This window comes from Spiroplasma alleghenense (assembly GCF_003363775.1).
GTDB lineage: Bacteria > Bacillota_I > Bacilli_A > Mycoplasmatales > Mycoplasmataceae > Spiroplasma_B > Spiroplasma_B alleghenense.
In genome coordinates, this window is sequence record NZ_CP031376.1 from 1,210,036 (window position 1) to 1,231,523 (window position 21,488).

General features: G+C 27.7%; 16 protein-coding genes. 2 read left to right on the forward strand and 14 right to left on the reverse strand.

The features are described 5' to 3' along the window. The 5 genes from SALLE_RS05440 to SALLE_RS05460 form a co-directional block, all read right to left on the reverse strand. Window positions 1-1,668, reverse strand: a complete 1,668-nt coding sequence (locus tag SALLE_RS05440; protein ID WP_115558610.1) for an ABC transporter permease — start codon at window positions 1,666-1,668, stop codon at window positions 1-3. A gap of 12 nt (window positions 1,669-1,680) precedes the next feature. After that, window positions 1,681-2,475, reverse strand: coding sequence for a hypothetical protein (locus SALLE_RS05445; RefSeq protein ID WP_115558611.1), 795 nt, complete (start codon window positions 2,473-2,475; stop codon window positions 1,681-1,683). A gap of 214 nt (window positions 2,476-2,689) precedes the next feature. Beyond that, complete coding sequence (locus SALLE_RS05450) at window positions 2,690-4,486, reverse strand: hypothetical protein (protein WP_115558612.1); 1,797 nt, start codon at window positions 4,484-4,486, stop codon at window positions 2,690-2,692. A gap of 143 nt (window positions 4,487-4,629) precedes the next feature. Beyond that, window positions 4,630-5,058, reverse strand: a complete 429-nt coding sequence (locus SALLE_RS05455) for a hypothetical protein (protein WP_115558613.1) — start codon at window positions 5,056-5,058, stop codon at window positions 4,630-4,632. A gap of 15 nt (window positions 5,059-5,073) precedes the next feature. After that, window positions 5,074-5,463, reverse strand: a complete 390-nt coding sequence (locus SALLE_RS05460; protein WP_115558614.1) for a hypothetical protein — start codon at window positions 5,461-5,463, stop codon at window positions 5,074-5,076. A gap of 363 nt (window positions 5,464-5,826) precedes the next feature. Between SALLE_RS05460 and SALLE_RS05465 the strand changes: the two genes are divergently transcribed. Beyond that, complete coding sequence (locus SALLE_RS05465; protein ID WP_115558615.1) at window positions 5,827-6,696, forward strand: HAD-IIB family hydrolase; 870 nt, start codon at window positions 5,827-5,829, stop codon at window positions 6,694-6,696. Window positions 6,697-6,798: 102 nt separating this feature from the next. On the opposite strand, the gene SALLE_RS05470 is transcribed toward SALLE_RS05465, so the two are convergent. The 7 genes from SALLE_RS05470 to SALLE_RS06110 form a co-directional block, all read right to left on the reverse strand. Next, window positions 6,799-7,152 (reverse strand): hypothetical protein, encoded by a 354-nt coding sequence (locus SALLE_RS05470; protein WP_115558616.1) that lies wholly within the window; start codon window positions 7,150-7,152, stop codon window positions 6,799-6,801. 475 nt (window positions 7,153-7,627) lie between these two features. Continuing rightward, the gene (locus tag SALLE_RS05980; RefSeq protein WP_162807971.1) at window positions 7,628-7,774 is read right to left on the reverse strand and encodes a hypothetical protein; all 147 of its coding nucleotides are present in this window, start codon (window positions 7,772-7,774) and stop codon (window positions 7,628-7,630) included. Window positions 7,775-8,086: 312 nt separating this feature from the next. After that, complete coding sequence (locus tag SALLE_RS05475; RefSeq protein ID WP_115558617.1) at window positions 8,087-9,862, reverse strand: lipoprotein; 1,776 nt, start codon at window positions 9,860-9,862, stop codon at window positions 8,087-8,089. A 284-nt stretch (window positions 9,863-10,146) separates the two neighbouring features. Then, window positions 10,147-11,925: a hypothetical protein gene (locus tag SALLE_RS05480; RefSeq protein ID WP_115558618.1), complete on the reverse strand. Its 1,779-nt coding sequence runs from the start codon at window positions 11,923-11,925 to the stop codon at window positions 10,147-10,149. Window positions 11,926-12,202: 277 nt separating this feature from the next. Beyond that, complete coding sequence (locus tag SALLE_RS05485) at window positions 12,203-12,592, reverse strand: hypothetical protein (protein WP_115558619.1); 390 nt, start codon at window positions 12,590-12,592, stop codon at window positions 12,203-12,205. 331 nt (window positions 12,593-12,923) lie between these two features. Continuing rightward, window positions 12,924-14,729, reverse strand: a complete 1,806-nt coding sequence (locus SALLE_RS05490) for a hypothetical protein (RefSeq protein WP_115558620.1) — start codon at window positions 14,727-14,729, stop codon at window positions 12,924-12,926. Between the two features lie 390 nt (window positions 14,730-15,119). Next, window positions 15,120-15,242, reverse strand: coding sequence for a hypothetical protein (locus SALLE_RS06110; protein WP_281267720.1), 123 nt, complete (start codon window positions 15,240-15,242; stop codon window positions 15,120-15,122). A 290-nt stretch (window positions 15,243-15,532) separates the two neighbouring features. Between SALLE_RS06110 and SALLE_RS05495 the strand changes: the two genes are divergently transcribed. Further along, window positions 15,533-17,380, forward strand: a complete 1,848-nt coding sequence (locus SALLE_RS05495) for a hypothetical protein (RefSeq protein WP_115558621.1) — start codon at window positions 15,533-15,535, stop codon at window positions 17,378-17,380. Between the two features lie 425 nt (window positions 17,381-17,805). Here the strand turns inward: SALLE_RS05495 and SALLE_RS05500 are convergent, their stop codons facing one another. Continuing rightward, window positions 17,806-19,629, reverse strand: a complete 1,824-nt coding sequence (locus SALLE_RS05500) for a lipoprotein (RefSeq protein ID WP_115558622.1) — start codon at window positions 19,627-19,629, stop codon at window positions 17,806-17,808. Window positions 19,630-19,634: 5 nt separating this feature from the next. Next, the gene (locus tag SALLE_RS05505; protein ID WP_115558623.1) at window positions 19,635-21,479 is read right to left on the reverse strand and encodes a hypothetical protein; all 1,845 of its coding nucleotides are present in this window, start codon (window positions 21,477-21,479) and stop codon (window positions 19,635-19,637) included. Between the last annotated feature and the right edge of the window lie 9 nt (window positions 21,480-21,488).

Here is a 21,488-nt window from a genome sequence, read left to right on the forward strand (position 1 = left end):
TTAATCTACCAACTTTCTTTTATCTTTGGTTTGACAAAATGCCAAATATCCCAATCAAGTCATCCCTATTCCTAAGGAAATAAAAATTAAATAATTCAATCAAACAATAAAAGGTCTGTTTGTATAAATTAACTCTCCGTTAGCATCTAAATCATAGAAGTTAAAATTGGATATTGGTAGGGGCGAGTTTACATATACAGCATAATTGCTTAAGATGTCATTTTTCCCAGAAAAGTAAACCATTTCATAAAATAACATGAATGGATTAATTTGGTAGTTTAATATCGCATCTGCTTTTCACTTAAAGGTCTCTCTATCAATTTCAAAGGGATAATTAAAAGAGGATAGTAAGTTATAGGAAACCAAATTAAATAAATACGAACCTGGTGAATAAGAACTAGATTCAATTCACATTGCATAGTTGTTAAAGAAGTCTTCTTTAGAATTCTTTATGCTTTTATCCAAAATTCTATCATTTGAAAACATGCTCAATTCAAAATGATAATTATTAAGTACTGAATTTTTAAATGCCTGTTTCTCTGAATCTGATATTGAAAAAATATTTTGAATATTTTCAAATTTTTTCATAACTTCACCCAGCTGCTGATAACTATTGAAGTTTCTTGAACTCACTTTATAGAAAAAGGAATTTCTAAAATGCATACCCTTATCACCGATGGCTGTAATATTAAATGATTTGATAAATTTATAATAAATATTGTTTTCTAATTCAGTTTTAATAGCTTGTTCATTAATTAATATTCCCTCTTGATCAAGTGAAGTATCAAAATTAATCAAGTATTGGTCTATATATTGTTCGAAATGATCTCGTGCTATCATTTCTGCAAAATTGGTTAACATTCCCCCTCTGAATGCTAATTTGACTATAAGGTATTTGAACGAAAGGCCATGTGAATTTTCTTCTTCAATAATATTGTCATAAAAAGTGTTCTCTAATTTTTCTAAACTAACAGATAGTTCGCTCAAAAATTTAGTTTCTTCAGTTTGAGTATTTACCAACGAAAATTTATTTTTTATTCGTGGATGGAATTCATTTCCAGCATAACTACCTGAACTAAAAACAAAAAAAATTGGTCCAAAAATCGAGAAAAACATAAATAATGTCATTAATATTCAACCAACTGGAAGAGTTTTTTTCATTGATTTAGTTTTACTACTTATCAAAATGACAATTCCAAAAATAAAAAAATCATAGGCAATCAAACTGAATATTCCAATTCCTAAATTACCCACAACAAAACTTTTCAAAGGTATTAGGGAAGCTAGTGCAATAGTAATAAATATCAAAAACACCAATAATATAAAAAAAGTAGTGATTATTTTTAAAGGCAATAGTTTTGCAAAAAATATTTTTGAATTCTTTACACCTCTGCGATTTTGCAAACTTTGTAGTCCGTTTTTATCATCAATAATAGAAATAGTAGTAATATTGTTTATGTTTATAAACGAAATTCAAAATATTGATAGGACTATAATAAATATCATTCCAACTTGGGTCTTGTATAAAATACTATCTCCAATTGTCATCGCTAAGACCTGAACCAGTACAATTAGTAAAATTACAATTGTTGATAAAATAATAAATAATTTATTTTTTATGATTCTTAAAAAGGAAAATTTGAATATTACGTTAAAATTTGAATTCATAAGATACCTATTCTACTTAGAAAAATTTAAATTTTTTATTTCTAATTGATTGGCAACTTTTGCTCAATAAGCATTTCAAGCCGTTGCATAACAAGATGCTTCAACAGTGAAATTCAAGCTTATTATTTCCTCTTTTCAAAAAAAACCAAAATATCCATAAGATTTCATTCAATTCGTCTTACTATATTGTCTGCTATAAATTTGAGTTTGAGCCATTGATTTATCAGTAATCTCAAAACTGTCTTGCACAGCAGTTAATGGATTTTCAGAACCACCGCGATTATTTTTTGTATGATACCTATCTCCTCCAGCACCACTTAATCCGTTATCCCAAGTAATGCCCCTTCACTGAAAATTTATAGTTTTAAAATAATCAGTAAACGCCATTTCCCCAAAAGAAGGGCTGTAACTAATGCTCAAAATATCTTTAACTTCTTGGGTGCTATTATATGCCTCAGCAGATATTCTTTTAGTAAAGCCTGTAAAAGTGTAGCTTAATTGTGATTCAAATTTTATAAATTTGCTTCCAGAATAGTCTTTTGAATTTTCTTTTGCTTTAACTCTAACACCAGAATAATTTAGATTAGTTAACTCAACTTGTTCTGTGTCAATGTTGTATTGACTTTCTAGTTTATTATTGATAATACCGACACTTGGATCCTTTATAAGTCCAAAATTTTGTTCTGAAATAATATCTTCTAAATTTTGGGTTGCCTTTGTTAACATATCCTCGCTTAGATTTTTTAATGCAGCAAAGTTTGCTACAGGATTTGTAATTGATAGAGCTAGTATAAGTTTAATAAACATATTTATCTCCTGTAAGGTCTTTAGTAATCTAACTACTGACCAAAATAATATTATCATAATTTAGAGTTTATAAAAAATCACAAAGTTTTGAAATCTTTTCATGAAAAAATAAGTTTTAAATTAATTTAATTTTGAAAAATGAAATATAAAAAATCGACTAATGAAAGTCGATTTATGTAAATTCACAAAAAGTAATATACAAAATAAATATAAGTTATTTAAATCTGTAGGGGGAAGTTAAATTATTGAAAAAATCTTTGTATTCATAACTATTTTCGGGAATTTTCATTGTTCTGAGATCGTTGATTATGTTAAGATTCAAACTGTCACAAAATTTTGTTGAAAAATAATAAGATTTAAACATTGCTCCATACATTGCAGTAATCGATAATTCTCTAAGAAATCACAAATCTCCATTATCGTTTATTCAAATATGTGTATTATTTATATTTATGCCATCCTGCTTTGATTCAGCTGAGGTACTCGTAACAATATTTGAAAATTCCAAATCACCTTTAAAACTATTAGCTTTTTCATTTGCAGTCATTAATTGTTGTTCTATCTCTTTATCATATGTAATTTTTTGATTTTTCATGGTTTCTAAATCCCATTCCTTTGGAACTTCTAAATTCATTTGATATTTATCGCCTATTTTTTCAGAATCCAAAAAAGATTTTTGAAAATTATATGCTGATATCATAAAATCGTTATAAAGTTCGATCGTATTTTCTTTTGTTGTTCTTTGCTTTGCAATAATGGTTTGGTTAGAAAAGTCAAAAATTGAAGACCCAATTTTGAATTTTGCATCATTTACATTAATTCCAAATAAAGCTATTGTCTTGTAATCTTTTTCTAAGTCGATTAAAAACTGAGAGTTTTGGGATTTTATTACTTTTTGTAATTGTTTTTTAATTGATAAGTTGTAAGACAAGTTGTATTGATTAACGTATGTTGAAGTGGTAGGATTCTTTTCTTCCCAAAGTTGGTAAGACTTTAATGCATTTTCTTCAAAATTGGATGTATCTGTATTTCGTTGAAAAAAGGCATTCGGTTTAACCCAATCGCTTCAGTTTATAATATTTTTTAGAAATTCTTCTTCTGAACCCAGATCGCCTGCCATTGCATCCCTATATAATTTTTTGTTCTCAGAACTTGATGATACTTTTGAACTAAATCTTGATGAATCAACAAACATTTCATTGTTGGCTACTAATTTTAGGTCATTTGAAATTATGACGGCCTCATTACCCTCAATTGTATTCAAAGAATCTAATTTATTAACAAGGTCTTCACGAATTAAAGTTCCTGTATTTATCAAGGTAGCTGTATTTTCTAAATTACCGCTGTTACTTTCAAAGATAATATCGTTAGCAATGGTTTCGTTCAATAATTTTATATAAGCGTCATCTATTTCTTTAGCATCTAAAGCCATATCATCTGATTCAAAAATGTTGAAAGCAAATTTAGTTGAGATAACTTCACTGGATTTTTCACCTTTTTCGTCTTTGTAAAAAACTAGCGAGGATAATTGCAATCCTATGGTAATAGCATCGGTTTTATCAATAAAGACAATTTCTTCAATATCAATTCCATTTTTTAATGGCGTTGATTTATCCAAAAGTACGGGGTTATAATTAACATCATTTACCACCGAATTCATTAACTCTTCGTTGATTTTATTTACTGGAATTAAGGGATTTATCAGTTTTAATAATTGCTGATAAAATTCGCTTTCATGATTTTCAAAATCACCATTTTCCTTTGCTGATCTAATATTTTCAATCGTTAAAACTTCGGGCAAATTTTCTTCCTCCATTCAAGCATAATCACTAAAAGCTTTTTGGATTTCAGTTTCAAATACCAAAGTTACTTCAGAAATAAATTGTCTCAATATTTCAACAAAGTCAAACTCATCTCCGGTAGTAATTTTTTGTTTTTTGCACGAAATCACACTTAAAGGTGCTGATATTATTAGTGTTGAAGCAGCGAATATACTTAGTAGTTTTTTCATTTTTGTTTCTCCTTATAAATTTTTATATCTATACCTAGTATATATATATATATATATAAAGTCAACTAGGGGATAAAGCAAAATATTCTCAAGTTAATTTATATTAACTTGAGAATACGAATTTCATAAATAAATTTTTATTGTTATAATTTTCTGTTAATCTTATCAATAATTGATAACGTTTTTTTCTCATGATTGGGGTAACTATACAGAGAAAATTTTGAAAAATGATACTCTTTTAGAGATGCTCATAGTCAGAGAGAATAATTAACAAAATCAACAATTTCATTAACGGCAATAGGTTGGCCGCTCTTGTTTTCCTTTTTATTAAAAAGTAACTTTTTAAATATTAATTTATATTTTTCATTTTTATTAATAAGATTATTGAAAGTTGATAGTATTTCTTTTTCGTTTCCAGCATTACTTTCTTCAAATACTAAAACAATTTTTTTTGATAAACGTTCTTTATACCAAAAATCAGCTATATTTTTCAATAACTTTTTAATTAATTCCTCAACGATTTTATGTTTGGTTTTGTAGTTTATGTAGTCAAAATCCTTTTTTAGAAACATAAGTTCCCTATTGAATTAAGCCGAAAAAACTGGTAGTTTATGCTTTATTGCTAAATCGACCATTTTAAAATTAAAATTAGATGTTTGCGAAAAACTTATTTTATTTTGACTTAAATATAAACAATTTTTTAAATCCGTTCTGTGGATGAAACTATTTTTTGTAAATCCCAATATATTTCTCTTTGCCAGAAATACATCCCTTTCTAAATATTTAAATTGATTGGAGTTTTTAACAAATATACCAGAATATGTCACTGTGGAGTATTCCCTACTGGATCAACCCTTACTTATCATTTCGGCCTTAACTTTAGACCACATTTTCTTAGAAGAATTCCCTGATTCATCCAAGAAAATATAGTAGTAATTATTGTTAAATTGACCGAATTTCTTTTTTTCAAACTTCATTTTTATTGCCCCCATTTCAAAAAAACTTAAAAAAATGCAGTCTTTAGACTGCACCGACCGCAATACGGTCAACCATTATCCTCTATGGACTTTAGAAAGGAGGTTTTAAATAAAAATTTAAGAACCTTAAATTAATAGTATAACAATACAGACAATAAATCAATCTTTTAATATATGTTTTAAGGTATCAATTTAATATTTGCATTTTTTATTTAAATTAGCAAATTATTGTTAAATAATCCTGGAATACCAAATAAATAAGCTACAAAAGTACTTGGTTTTTTTAAAAGTAGTTTATAAATATTAAATATTCTATACTATTTTTAACCACAGGTTTATACTATTAGTAAGGTGGTAAAAGAAATGTTAAAAATAAATAACGATGAGATAAAAATTATTATTAGTGACTTTGATGGAACACTAAGAGCTGATAAAAATTCAGCAATTAATCCTGAAGATGTTTTAGAAATTAAAAAAGCAATGGCAAGTGGAGTTAAATTTGTAATCAATACTGGAAATGTTCCTTTCGAAATGATTGAAACAGTTGAAATGATTGCCCCAATTTCGCAAACAAATAAGTATATTATTTGTAGTAATGGAAATGCCATTAAAAACTACTTAACCGGAAAGCTAGAGGTTTTAACTTTTTTTGATAATAAAACAACTGTTAAAATAATTGAAAAAATTAAAACTATGGACCTAGATTATGATATTACTTCACCAGACTTAGAAAAAATTTATTATTCTAATGCGGATAATATTAAAGTAATGGTTGATTTGGGATTGAGTAAACTTGATAAATTTAATCGCTTACCAATTAGTGATGAAATCGTAAGGAACATGGAGAAGTGTCCAAAAATTACCTTAAAAAATGTTAAACCCGAGGACAAAGCTAAAATAGTTAAAATGATTGAAAATGATTTTCCTGAAGTTGATATTTATGCCACATGATTCACTGTGGATGGGGTAGACTTTGGAATTAATGGTCCAAATAAATACCGAGGCATTGTATCGCTGTTAGAAAGAATTAACAAAGAAGAAAATTTGAATATCAAATTAGAAAACGTAGTATACTTTGGTGATCAACACAACGACTTAGAAGTGTTTAAGAACTTGAAGTATTCAATTGCAGTCGGCAATGCTGCTCAAGAAATTAAAGACTTGGCTTACGAAATAACTGATACTGCCGAAAATGCTGGTGTATCAAAATATTTACAAAAAATTACAAAATAAAATACCTCGTCCTAAATGTTGACGAGGTATTTTATTTTGTAATTTGATTAAGATAATTTTTTATAAGTTTATATTAATAACTCTATAATGGAATTAAAGAATTTAGAAATTTATGTCATTATTTTCTTCGGCATTGTTTAGCAAACCGTTTTTAATTAGTATTTGCTTTAATTTTTGGATTTCTCTTAAATCTTGTTCTCGCTCCTCTTTGTGTTGTTTCATAATTTTTAATAATGCTTGTTCGATTTCTACAGAGCATTTTGACATTGGAATTTCATACCCTTTCAAAGATTTATGCATTTCTTTGTTATATCTTTTTTTATCCGATTCTGAAAAATTTGTGACATTGACAAATTTGCTAACTTCAGCTGGTGAACTACTTGATTCAGAAATAACAAAGCTAGTTTTGATATCATCTTTTCTAATAAGAATAATAATTGATTTTGTTATAGACATATTTTATCCCCAAATATTATTCGTGTTAAAGGGTTTATATGTCAGAATAAATAACAAAAATATGCACTGAACTGCAAAATAATTATAAACGATTATTGGTATTTTGTTGATTTATTTTGAATTATATTTACAAAGGCAATTTTACAAACCGGTGAATAGTAGCAGATAAAATTGAAAATAGTTTTTGCGATTTTAAACTAGGTGGTGGAATCAAAAAGTTTTGAAAAAAACATTATTGGTTCTATAATATAATACTCCTAAGAATTTAATTCATCTCATCTTCAACATTACTAAGCAAACCGTTTTTAATTAGCATCTGTTTTAACTTATCAATTTCTTTTTGATATTGTTCTCGCTCTATTTCTTGCTCTTATTTGTGTTGCTTCATAATTTTTAATAGTGCTTGTTCGATTTCTACAGAACATTTTGACACTGGAATTTCATACCCTTTCAAAGATTTATGCATTTCTTTGTTTTATCTTTTTTTATTCGATTCTGAAAAATTTGTGACATTGACAAATTTGCTAACTTCAGCTGGTGAACTAATTGATTCAGAAATAACAAAGCTAGTTTTGATATCATCTTTTGTAATAAGAATAATAATCGATTTTGTTATAGACATATTTCATACCCAAAGATTATTCGTGTTAAAGGGTTTATATGTCAGAATAAATAATAAAAATATGCACTGAAATGCAAAATAATTATAACAGAGCACCACAATAATGTAACCATTTCGATAAATTTATTTAATAGTTGGTAAAATATTTTAGTTTAATATTGCAGTCCATCATTTTAAGTGCCTTTGATTTTTTTGTTTATTATTCAATTGACTTAATTTAATATATGTAAATAAAATTATAATTGTCATTTATATTTACAAAAAAAATCCATTCATTTGCGTGAATAGATTTAAAGATTTTGGTTGATTTGTTTAATCTAAAAAATTTAGTTTATATGCTGATTTCATAGTTTCAAAAGTCTCTTCAGCATTATCTGTTCTTAATGAAGAGTTACCTTTTCTATATCTATGAAATTGAAGATTCGGTTGCCTTCCATTTCCGATTACATCCGGGAATAATGAAGTTATTAGAACGGAAGAATTTCAGATTATGAAACCTGTTGAACTATTTGAATAAAAGAACAAGTCGGCATTTTTGCTTACATAGACCAATTTTTCCCTTTTATATTCATTCACCAATCCGTCATTATATCCAATTTCTTGTGAAAAATTAAACCCAGTATCTGCCTTTGTGGCTTCTGGGTTCGCCTTTAGTAGTTCCTCGTAAGGGAAGGTTTCAGAAGTAAATGTTTTACCAAGAAAGTCTTCTTTTTTCCAAGTTTCTGGAGTTTGGAGGTTGAAGATAACATCTCCATCACTATCAGGAGCTGCTCCCAAAAATGCCTTTTGAAAATTTCAAGCCGCGGCCATAAATTTGTTAAAGTAATCCAAAGTATTATCTTCGGTTATTTTTTGTCTAACAAAAATATCCTTTGGTGCAATTGCAAAGTCTGATTCATACATTCTAAATTTTAATCCACTCAGTTCGGTTGCAAAAACAGCTATCGTTTGAGTGTCTTTTATTGCATCTATTTTGAATGTTGATTTTGAAATTCTTACTAACCTTTCAAAAATTGTTTCAGTTCTAGCTTTATAAATTAAGGCATATTGATTTAGTCCTTTTGCAATTGGCAATCCTTTTTCAACATCCTCAACAGCTTGAGCGTTTTCGTCGTGGGTAAATTGCTTAACTTCTAGTCACTTTGCATCATTGCCTGTAATATTTTCTAGTAGAATTTTTTCAGCATCCTCTTCACCTTGGACTGATTTTAAAAATGTTTGATAAGGTTCTCCCTCATATTTATCAAACATATTTTTATACATTCCTGTACCGGCATCTATAGTCCCGTTTTTTGCTGCTTTTAAAGTTATATTATTGTCTTGGATTTCAATTTCACTTGTTTGTAATTTTTTAATTTCATCCTTCAGATATTTTTTCAATTCCAAGTTTGTACTTAGACCCGCAGCTGTTTTATCTAAATTACCTGAGTTTGAAATAATTTCAATTTTGTTAGCAAGTTTTATATTTAGTAAATTTGTATATTCAGCATCAAATTTTTTAGCTAATTCTTCTTTTTCTTTTTCACTAAAAATATTTATAGTAACAAAAGTACTAATAGGTTCTAAAATTTTTTCATCATTTTTACCTCTCAAATAAATATTTGAAGAAATTTTAGTGCTTAAAGTCAGAGCAACTGTTTGAGGATTTAAATCAATTTCATCAATTCAAATTCCGTCTTTTAATGGAGTGCTTTTATCTAATAGAACCGGGTTATAGTTAACATTAGTTAAAATTTCAGATTTTATCGTTTTATCTATTTCATCACGAGGAATTAAATCTGAAATTAAATTAACTACTTGATCATAGACTTTTCCTTCGCGCTTTTCAAACTCATCTTTGTGAGCTATTATAGTTTTATTATCTAATCCGCTTGGTAAGTCTTCTTCGTTAAAAAATTGGTATCTATTAAATTTATTACTGATTTCACCCTTAAATACTGAGGTTACGTTGTCAACAAATTCTCTCATTACTCGACTGTAATCAAAATCATTAACTAATTGGCCGCCTTTTTCTTTACATGAAATTACACTTAGCGGAGCTGACACAACCAATGTCGCTGCCCCCAAAATACTTAATAATTTCTTCATCTTTGTCTCCTTATATTTTAATTTGTATTTAAATATTATATCATATAAACAAATGAAGTAATTTTATTTCATCTCCTATATGATAAATAAAATCTACAACAATAGTTGTAGATTTTATTTTTTACTTAATTCAAAAAATTAATTTTATATACAGAATTCATATCTGCAAGAGTCATTTAGATAGTATCAAAATCATATCTAGTATTATTTTTTTCATATTTATTAAAATTTAGAACTGGTTGATCTCCATCATTTTCTAGGTCCGAGAAGAGCTACTAATAAAATTATTTTTTAAATACAAAATGAGAAGCACTATCTGAAACTATTCCCGGGGTGCCTGCCTTATTTCCAAGAGCAAGACTGGCAGTTAGTTTTCAGTCCATTTGAAATGAAAAGAAAGATGTTACTATTTGTGCTTTAAAAACATTATCATTTGGGGTAAAAATTCTATTTGAAAAGTATAATCTTTCATTTTTATCAAAATATAAATAACTAGCCGGTTTAAGGTTTCCTAGAGATGCTCCGCAAAATTGAGATGTAAATTCTAAATCCTCTTGATACGCTTTAGTTTGAATACTTGCCGCATCTCAAAAATCATCATTAAAATATTTGTAGCCAAGAACAAAATTGTAAAGCGAATCTAGCTTTAATGAATCAGGTTTATTGAAATAGAAGAGTGAATTGGAATTTACTGACTGAGATGAATCGCTACTAAATCCAGCAAATTTAATTTGGTAATCCAGAGCATCACTTAGGAATCTAGTATATAATGCTTGTGTGCCGGTGTCTTCGGTATTTTGGCGCACCAATAAAAATGGTTTAGAAAGTTCATAAATTTCTTCTTTATATCTTATTTTTGAATTTTGGATTTCGATTCCAAAAAGGGAAATCAATTTTTGGTCTTCTTCATAATTTATAGCAAAATTTGGTTGTTCTTTTCTTATTTTGTTAGTGAACAATCTATTATCTTGTAGATTTTCTTCAACACCAAAAACATTTATTGCAACAGACATATTATCAAATTCAGAAACCTGGTTTTTAATTTCTTCTGATTCATTTCTGCTAACAACAGGATTTTCCTCATTTTCAGATAATGTCTTAACTACAGCCTCTTTAGCCTTTCTATTACCACCAAAAGCACTCATAACATTTTGTCCAAATTCAGCAACTTCAGGAATCATAGCCGGGGTACTACCTCATGCGTATTTTACAGAATTAAAAACTGTTGAGCCGATAGCCAAATAATTTTCATCATAACTCATCAATGTTGAATCAACATCAATTGAATAATGATTATTTGATAGTTCAATGTTTTTTATTAAATTTTTTACGGTTGTCATAATTTCTCCCTTTTCTGAAATTATGATATCTCCGGCTGTTTTATAATCACCCTTATTACTTTCTATTTTGAATTCATTGGCCTGTTTTTCATTTTTAAATAAATTCAGATAATCTTCATTAATTCTATTAAACTCTTCTGCAATTTCAATTCCACTGATTAAATTAATTTGGGTTTCATATTTAATTGTCACATATTCTTTATCTTTATTATTGTTTAATAAAACAATTTGAGAACTAAAACCAACATTAATTGTTGCAATTTCATTATCTCCATCCGTCAATTCTAAAGTGTTCGTTAAGAAACCCTCTGATAAAGGATTTTTACCATCTATAAGCATTGATCTGAAGTTAACATTTTTCATTATTTCTTCATTTATTTGTTCTAAAACATCACTTCAATGAATAACTTTGGTAATTTCGGATTTAACAAAATCATATATTAAACCTTGACCCTGAGAAATTTCGTTGGCATTTTCTCTTAAAAAAACAGTTGTCATTTTTTTATCAAATGGAGATTCCTCTTGAGATACAAATCTTAAAGGTTCAAAAAATGATTTAAATTGGGTTTGGAATATTTGTGTAACAGTTGAAACAAATTTATTTCTTTGAGCTTCGAAATCAAATTCTGCATTTTCATTACTGTTTTTCTTACATGCCACAACCGCCAACGGGGATGATATGGCCATTGCTGATGCGGCAAAAATACTAAGTAATTTTCTCATTTTCTTTTCTCCTCTGTTTGGGTGTAAACCTATCGTGTTATTATTATACACCAAAATTGTTATTAATACAACTTATATGTGTTAATAACAATTTTGGTAGGAATGAAAAAAAATTTGCAATTTTTTATGGCAAATCATACTACATTATTGCAAAAAATAAATAAAATTAATTAATCTTTATTTTAAGTAAATAAAAAATCCCCCATTGAAGTTAAAACTTAAATGGGGGATTAAGCCGATTAATATAATTTCTTAAAAATAAGATTAAAGAAATTTATTAGTGCGTTTCATCTTCGTTACTATCTTTTAGAAAAAAGTTTTTTGTTAGTATTTTTTTTAATTTCATGATCTCGTTTCTATCTTGTTCTCGGTCTTTTTTATATTGGTTAATTTCGTTTCTATCTTGTTCTCGGTCTTTTTTGTGTTGGTTGATTATTTTTAATAATGCTTGTTCTATTTCAGCTGAGCATTTTGACACTGGAATTTCATATCCTTTCAAAGATTTGTGTAATTCTTTGTTATATCTTTTCTTATCCATCTGTGAAAAATTTGAACTATTGACAAATTTATTGATCTCGGTTGGAGCATTGCTATCTTCAGAAATAACAAAATTAATTTTAATATCTTCTTTATTCATTAGTATGATAATTTTTTTGGTTTCTAACATATTTTATACCCAAACATTATTCGTAACAAGAGGAGCACAATGTTAGAATTTGTTATATAATTATGCATTTAACTGCTGTTTAATTATAAATGGTAACCAAGGTTTTGGAAAGTATTTTAAATCATTTTTATTTTTTAATTACAATTTAATTAGTTGAATTTAAGATAGGAAAATAAATACTGTATTTAACTTTTATATTTACACAAAAATAACCATTTAATTTAAAAATTAAATGGTTATTTAAAATTTTATTATATAAAAGATTTAGGGAAGTTTAATATATTATTCAAAAAAATTACTATTTTAGAATTAAATTATATTTGATAAATATTTAACTTTCAAATTTTCAATGTGAATCTCCGTAATCTATCAACAAAAAAGAGTCACCCCTTTTGCCCAAAGCTAATCCGGCATTCATTAAAGTTCTGTGTTTTACTCCAGAAGAAAAGAAAAATGTTGCTAGTTGACTTTCTAAAGGATGATTTCAAATATTTGGTTTTGGAGGGTTATATTCCCAGTCGCTTCAAACCAAGATTGATTCATCTTCTTTGATTCAAAAATATCTAGCAATTTCATATTTGTTATTAGTTTTATAAGAAATCATTTCAACTGAAAATTCAAAATCTTTTTGAAAACTTTTTGTCTCATCGCTGGCAGCATCAAAAAATTCATCTCTTAGTTCTGAATAATCTAGGGGCTTATTATAAATATCTTGGTTCTTTCAACTTTCAGGTTTTTTTGAGTAAAATGTTTGTTCGGGATTGGTGATTTCCATATAAAACTCACCTAAACCGTGAAATAAAATTTGATAGTTTAAGGCGTCCTTTAAGAACTTTCTGTACAAAGTTAGTGTATTATCTTCCTCGGTGTTCTGGCGAACTAAGATGAATGGATTTGATAATTCAAAAGTTTGCTCCTTAAATTCCACAACTGTATTTTCAATATCTACTCCAAAAAGCGAGATTAGTTTTTCATCTTCTAATTCATTAATAGCAAAAATAGGCTGGTAATTTGTTATTTTATTTCGATAAGCCTGGTTATTTGAAAGATTTTCCTTAACCCCAAAAACACTTATTGCAACAGACATATTTTCAAATTTTGCAACTTTATCTTGTAAATCCGAAGATTCTTGTCAACCATGTGTATAATTAAGACCGTTTTTAGATAAAGCATTGACAACTGCATCTTTAGCTTTTTCGTCTCCAAAAAAGGACTTTCTTAAGTTTTTATCATATTCTTGCATTTCAATTGTAGAACCACCACCACTGTCTCATTGAAAGTTATTATAAGAAAGCGCAGTTGAACCTATAGCTAAGAAATCCTCGCTCATACCCATTTTTAGATTATCTGCATTTATTACAAAACTATCATTTTCTAATTTAATAGTGTTAATTAGTGATTTAACATTTTTCTTAATAAGTCCCTCTTCTGAATCTATCATTTTAGCAACTGTTTCAAAATTTCCTTTATTGCTTTCAATTTTAAAATAGTTGGCAGTGATTTTACTATTAAATAAATTTAAATATTCTTTATTAATTCTGGTTAATTCTTCAACGGAACCAACTTCATCAATAATACTAATTTGGGTGCTGTAGTTTATGGGTAAGTATTCTACTTCTTTATTTCCATCAAGTAGAGAAATTTGTGTTCTAAAAGCAATATTCATAGTGGCAATTTCACTACCATTGCTTTGAACTTTAATAGAAGAAATTTGAACCGCTTCATTTAATGGATTTTTGCCATCAACCAAAAAACTTCTAAAGTTAACATCTTGAACCACTTGTTTATTAACCTCTTGTTGAACCGATCATCAATCTATTAATTTCATTAGCTCTGACTTGACAAAGTCAAAAGCAAAACCATTTCCCTGGGAAATTTCCTCAGATTTATCTCTTAAATAATTGATTGTTAATTCACTTTCAAACGGTGATTCATCTTGGTAAACAAATCTAAACGGATCAAAGAAGGATTGCATTTTACTTTTAAATATTTGTGTCACTAAAGCAATAAAGCTATTACGACGAGTTTGAAAATCATGTTCTTCTTCTTGTCTGTTGCCTGGTTTACAAGCAACAACCGACAATGGTGCTGAAGTCCCAATAGATGCTACTGCTAAAATGCTGAGTAATTTTTTCATACTTTATCTCTCCTTTGATAAATATATATTTAAAACATATATTATATGCTTGTGTATATTATATATTACAAATTATATTAATACAACTTATTAGTGTTTTTATTTTGTAAAGCATTTTAAGTCCCTTTGGTAGTTTTATATTGATTGAATTTGGGACTTTTTAATAAAAATAATAATTCAAAATAAAAACCTTATTGAAATTTTTCAATAAGGTTTTTTTGTTATTAAAGCAGTATCTATTCCATAGGTGAGCAAATTTATTTAGATGGAAATTAAATTTGTTTAAAAAATAATAAACCCTCTTAAATTCCGCCTTTTTACAAATAAAATAAGGGACTGCTTTGGTATTTACTAAAAGATAAGATTTATATGGTAATTTAATAAGCACGTTTATTTACTTTTTTCTGATTCACAAACTTCGTGATGCGGGTCATTGCATTCTAATTTAGTTTTAGAATCTGAGCATCCACAATCGCTACATGCGCATTTTGTTGAACAAGCACATTTATCCATAATCCCATCTCCTTTCTGACTTATTATACTACCAACAAAATTTTAAGTTTAAATATATTTAAACTTATTTTATTGCTGGTATAAAATTAATTAAATTCAAACAAATTATAAACTTTTTATTTTTTATTTTTGAAAATAATTAATTAAGAAAGTTTAAAAAATATAGTTAAGTACTATTTATAAAAGCAAAATTTTCTTTATTTTTAATAATTAATTAACCGATTCAAAAGGTTTTTGGATGTATAATAATTGCATACTATTAGTTTAGTATTGGAGAAGGGAAATTTTACATGAAGAAATTACTTTTAGTATTGTCTTCTATTTCTATTTTTGTAACAACCCCACTTGCAGTTGTTGCCTGTGCTCCTAAAAAAAACTATGAAAATTTGGGATATGATTATTACGAGCGAAGATCTCAAATGGTCAGTGATATAAATAATATTGTCAGCACAAATTTAAATGAACAATTATATCCTTATTACTTTTTATCAAAAAATAATTCCAATATTAATAATTTTAAATTCATCAACTTTAATGAAATAGTTGAAAAGCTTAAAGGTTCGACTAGTAATTTACAAATTCCAAATAGTGATGAATATTTCAGTGGGTTTGAAAAAGAACTTTCATCAATTGTTAATTGAAATTCTATTAGATCCCAGGTTGGTAAATCGGTTCTTCAAAATATTAATTATCGTCAACTAATTAAAAATAATTCAAATCCTTTGCAAAAATATTCTTTAAGAAGATTATCTTTATCCACCGAAGGAAGTAATCAAATTGCAAAAATTAATTTTGAATTAATTATTCCGATTTTGATACTAGATAAAAATGGAGAGGATTTATACTTAAACATCGAATATAGGTCAGCTATCCATATTTTCACAAATGAGGAAGAATTAAATGGTGTCATTAAATTCAATAATTCAGTTAGAAGCCAAGTTATCAATAAAGAGGTTGCAAACAACTTTTTATTTAATTCATCCTCTGGTGATTTAGATAGAAATATTAGAAATTTTAAAAATAGTTTTGCCAATACTTCGGTAGTTAATTTTATTAACAATGTGATCCGAGATAACAAAAATAATTTAAGTGATTTACATATTAAAAATAACGAATTTTTAATGAATTCAAACGTCAATCAAGTAATTACTGCAGCCCCTGAATTTACAAGAGTTTCAAATATATGATATTCAAACTTACAAAATGAGGATTCTAGTTTAATAAGACCGGCCCTAATTAATGGTGGAGAAAGTTTAAGAAAACTAACCAATAGAACTTTAGATTTTAGCGATTCCTCTAATTCAATTATCGGTCCAAGAAGACTAGTATCACAAGAAATTGCAAATCAATTGACTCCTAAAGATTTTTGAGGTTTTAATCATATTTATTTGAAAGAAAATATTTCAACCGGAGTTAACACTTTATTTAGCCAAATTCTAAATGATTCTCGTTCTGAATTTGAGATTTCAAAAGATAGTCAAAAAGATGGAAATGTTTTAGCGGTATATCCAGTAGAAATAACAAACCTATCAGTAACTTATGAGAGTATTTCAAAAGATAAGATAGATTTAATTTTGCCAACTTTCCGTATTTTTGTTAAACAATTTCATAAATATGAAACTGGAAATCAGCTTATCCAGGAATGACTAGAAACAAATATCGAAATGTTTCGCGAACTTTTTGGTTTTGTTGATAAAACAAATAACGGCGTTGATGGATTGAGTTTAAGATTTAGCAAAGAAATTGAGAATAACTTTAGGTTTGACACATTGTATAATACAGCCGATTTAATGCAAGACGCCTACCAAGAAGCTACAAAAAGATTAACTAAAAGAATGGTAAATTTAAATCCTCAATTAATTTCAGGCTTAGCAATTAGACCGGTATATGATTTTCGAGCCATTGTTAAAGTCTCTTCAGCAAATAAAAACTTTTATTTTATGAATAGTCGAGGTTCATCAGTTTTGTATTACCAAAATATTAGTCCTACTTTTAGTTTTTTTTCAAGACAAAGATTTAATGATAGTTTTTTAAGGGGATTTTATAATATAAGTATTTCCCTTGGTGGGCAAAGAACACCATTTGAACCTGATTTTGGAGTTGTTAGCAATAATATTGTAGTTGCCAATTTTATCTAATTTTCATTAATTAATAAGGGAGTAATCAATAATTGTTTTTACTACTTTGATTAATTTAAATAAAAGAATGTCGCGTCGAACCGAAATATTACATGCATTATTAAGTTAAAGCATTTAAATAATTTCACTGGCGCGGCTTTTTAAATGATATGCGATTTACTTTTTAAGGTAAATTAAAAATTGAAAAATAACTAGTGTTTTGTGAACATATTGCTTTAAGTTATATTATTTAATGTCACTTTATAAATTACCCTTATGACAGATGACGTATTTCTTGTTTTAATATTTACTAAGGAAGTGTTCATAATTTTTTTATATTAAATTACTACAATTTTACTTATGTAAAAAAATATCTTATTGGTCAAGCAAAAACTACACCATAAAACAATTTCTTGTTGGTGTAGTTTTTTGATATATTGATGGTGTTATTTAGCATAATGAACTTCAAATCTTGATATTCATTCTAATCGAAATTCTATTAATTCCCTTTCATTTCTAAAACTATTTACCCTTCCGTTACGAGTTTCATCAAAACAGTAGCTAACCTTATTAGGATTATTAATAGCTGATGAGAAAAAATAAGTTTTAAAAGATATATAATCTATACGGCTATTATAACCATTATGGAAAAATAATCTCATCGTTTCGGTGGGGTTATAACCTCCAGTATAATCAGTTCGCGAACTGAAATATTCAGGCTTAGAGTTAGTATCTTTATTAACTATCACAGAAGTTAATTCTAAACCTTCTGAATATTGATTTGCTTTTTTATTAGCCGTTAGTACGCTTTCAATTCTATCTTCTGTTTTAATCATTTTATTAAATCCGCTAAAACCACCAGGATATTTAAAATCACTTTCTAAGTGGTAAAATGGGCGTGTGATATCCTTCTCTTCTCTCAAATCTCTTCCTACCATTCCAAGAAGTTCTGCTTGATAATTAAAGGCATCAGTAACGAATTGTTCGTATAGTTCTTTTGTGCTCGAAAATGAAGTTTTTTGGCGATAAAAAACAGTTTGCTCGGGAAACTCATATTCTTGCCCATCCAAAGTGAACGTTGTTCCTTTAAAACTAATTCCAAATAGAGCAATTGCTAATTTATCTTTTTCATAATCAATTGCAAATTTAGAATTTTGAGCTTCAACAATATTTCTAATAGAATCATTTTCTGAAATGTTGTAGGCTAGGTTATATTGATTAATTGACTTTGAAATAGTTTTATCCTTACTAATAGCGTAAGACATTTCCTCAATAAATTCATCATCTTCATTGATTATCGGATATAATCATTGACCATTTATGTCATCTTTAATTTGTCTAAAGTAAAATTCTTGATCTTCAGCCGATCCTGTTCTAGCATGATTAACTGTTGCTATTCCAGCCAAAGTGTCTCCTCGCTCAGACTTTGTTTCAAAACGACTCGCATCAGCAATTGTGCTTGAATCCACTTTTCAAGTTAATCCGATTGCGTTTAATGCGGTAACATTAGTTCCGGTTTTATCAATATTAATTACTTTTGATTTTAAGTCAGATTCAACTTCCATACTGTTTTCTAGTCGCAGTTTTGTATTTTCTAAATTACCTTTACTGCTTATAAATTCAAAATTATTTGCATCAGTGTCATTAAACACTTTTAAAAACGCCTCATTAATATCTAACGCTTCTTGAACTAATTCTTCTTTTTTAAAAATATTAATTGAAACGATTGTTGTAACTGGTCTTTGTCCTTTAACCCCAGTTTTATCAAGATAAAAAATATCAGTTCCAATGGCAATTCCGACGGTTAAATTTTCTCCCTTGCGATAAAGATCAATTGAATCAATGTAAATTCCATTCTTTAACGGAGTACTATTATCAACAATAACAGAACTGTAATTAATTTTGTTTACAACACTTCTGGTTATTTCGCTGTGAATATCAGCCACTGGGATTATTTTAAATATCTCTTCTGACACACTTTTATAAAAATCACTTTTATGGTCTTTTAAATTAGCTTCATTATTTAAAAGCTCTTGAATTGTTAGACCATTGGGTAAATCTTCTTCATTGATTCAAGCATAAGGAGAAAAGGCTTGATAAATGGAGGTTTTAAAAATAGAAGTAACACTATCGACAAAGTCATTTAATGTTTTAGCGAAATCATAATCTTTTGGAGGCTCGGGTAGTTCCTCTGTCTTACATGCAATTACATTTAAAGGAGCAACAATTATCAAAGATAGCGATCCCAAAATACTTAAAATTTTTTTCATCTATTTTACTCCTCTACAGTACCTTCGTTTGTACTAATTCATTTAATTTTTCATAAACATTTATTGAATGCATAAATTTGTAAATTTAATTCAGACTCATTTTTACCAGTTTCAATGTATTGTCGATCTGCGGGCTGGTCAAAATAGTAACTAAATTTGTTTTTGTTAGTCAACCCCGAAGAAAAGAAATAAGTTTTTAAAACGTTTTGATTAGTTTTTTCATTATATCCATTAAGTAAATGTAAGTCATCCGGTTTAGAGCTAATCATCATATAAAATTTAGGTACTTTATTGTCTTCAATCCCTACTAAAGCTGTTGTCATGTTAAATTTATTTTCTAAACTGTTTGCTTCTTGATTTGAGGTCGCAATAATTTCTGATAAGTATCTAAAATAAGTTAGAGACCCATACGAAATATTGCTTTTATAGCTTTCTGGTAAAGAAATGTAGTAGGCTTGTCTATCAATTTGTTCTTCATTGATTACTGTTCCTTCTAATCCTAAAAATGCTTTTTGGTAATTGAAGGCACTCTCAATAAAATCTTCATATAAGCTCTTTGTATTATCATAAGTTGTATTTTGTTTATAAAAAATAGTTTGGGTTGGCAGATCATACTCTTGTTCAACATTATTTTTATCAGTTAAAAAGAATGTGGCTCCGCTAACTTTAATCCCGAATAGGGCAATTGATTTTTTATCTTTTTCAAAATCTATTTTAAATTTTGAATTTTGGCTTTCAATCATGGTTTGAAAACTGACGTTCTCTTTTAAATTATGATTTAAATTATATTGATTAATTGATAATGACATTTTTGAATCAGCTTCCGCTGCCGCCACCATCTCCAAAGTATCAGCATCAGTTCCCAAAACCGGAGTTAACCAATCACCAGTTGACTCATTTTTAATATTTCTCATGTACAATTCATACGAAGTTTCATTTCCTGCTAATGATTTGTTAACAGTTAATCCTCTATCACTATACTGACCAAGATTTGAAAATGAAGCATAGCTACTTGAATCTGTTGTGATACCACTGTTTACAGCAATCTTAACACCAGATGAACTAACACTTGGTTTTAATCTCATATCCACATCTTTTAAATCCATAGCATCAACTTTTGCCTGAGCATCCGTAACAATGCTTTGTTTTTTATTCAATTCATCAATTGTTTTTTCTAAATCACCACTATCGCTTTCAAAAGAATAATCGTTAGCATAAGTTCCATTTAAAGTTTGAAAATATATTTCACTAATTTCTTTGGCTGCCTGAGCTGCGTCTCTTTCAGCAAAAATATTTATTGAAGTAATTGTAAAAATCTGTTGTTGGGTTTTATTACCAGCTTCATCCTTAAAATAAACTGCCGCTGATAGTTTTACCCCAAGAGTTAAATTATCGCCTTTTTCATAAACATCAATTGAATCAACATTAATTCCGTTTTTTAAAGGAGTTTCATTATCAATTAGGATTGGTGAATAATTAATATTGTTAGAAACATCTCTAATTAAGTTACGGTTAACCTGATTAACTGGAACAATTTTATAAATTTCTTTTGAAACTTTTTTAAAAAAATCACTTTGTGGATTTTTCAGTTGATCTTTATTAATTAGCAAGTCGTTAATAGTAATACCACTTGGTAATTCATCTTTTGTTATTCAAGAATATGGCATAAATGATTCAAAAATTGTAGCTTCATAAATTGTTGTAACATCTGCAATGAAATTATTAAATAGTTTTATATAATCAAATTCATCAATAATTTCCTCTTTTGTTTCTTTCTTACAAGAAACTACACTTAGTGGAGAAACTGCTGTAAGTGACGCTACTGCTAAAATGCTTAAAAGTTTTTTCATTTCTATGTT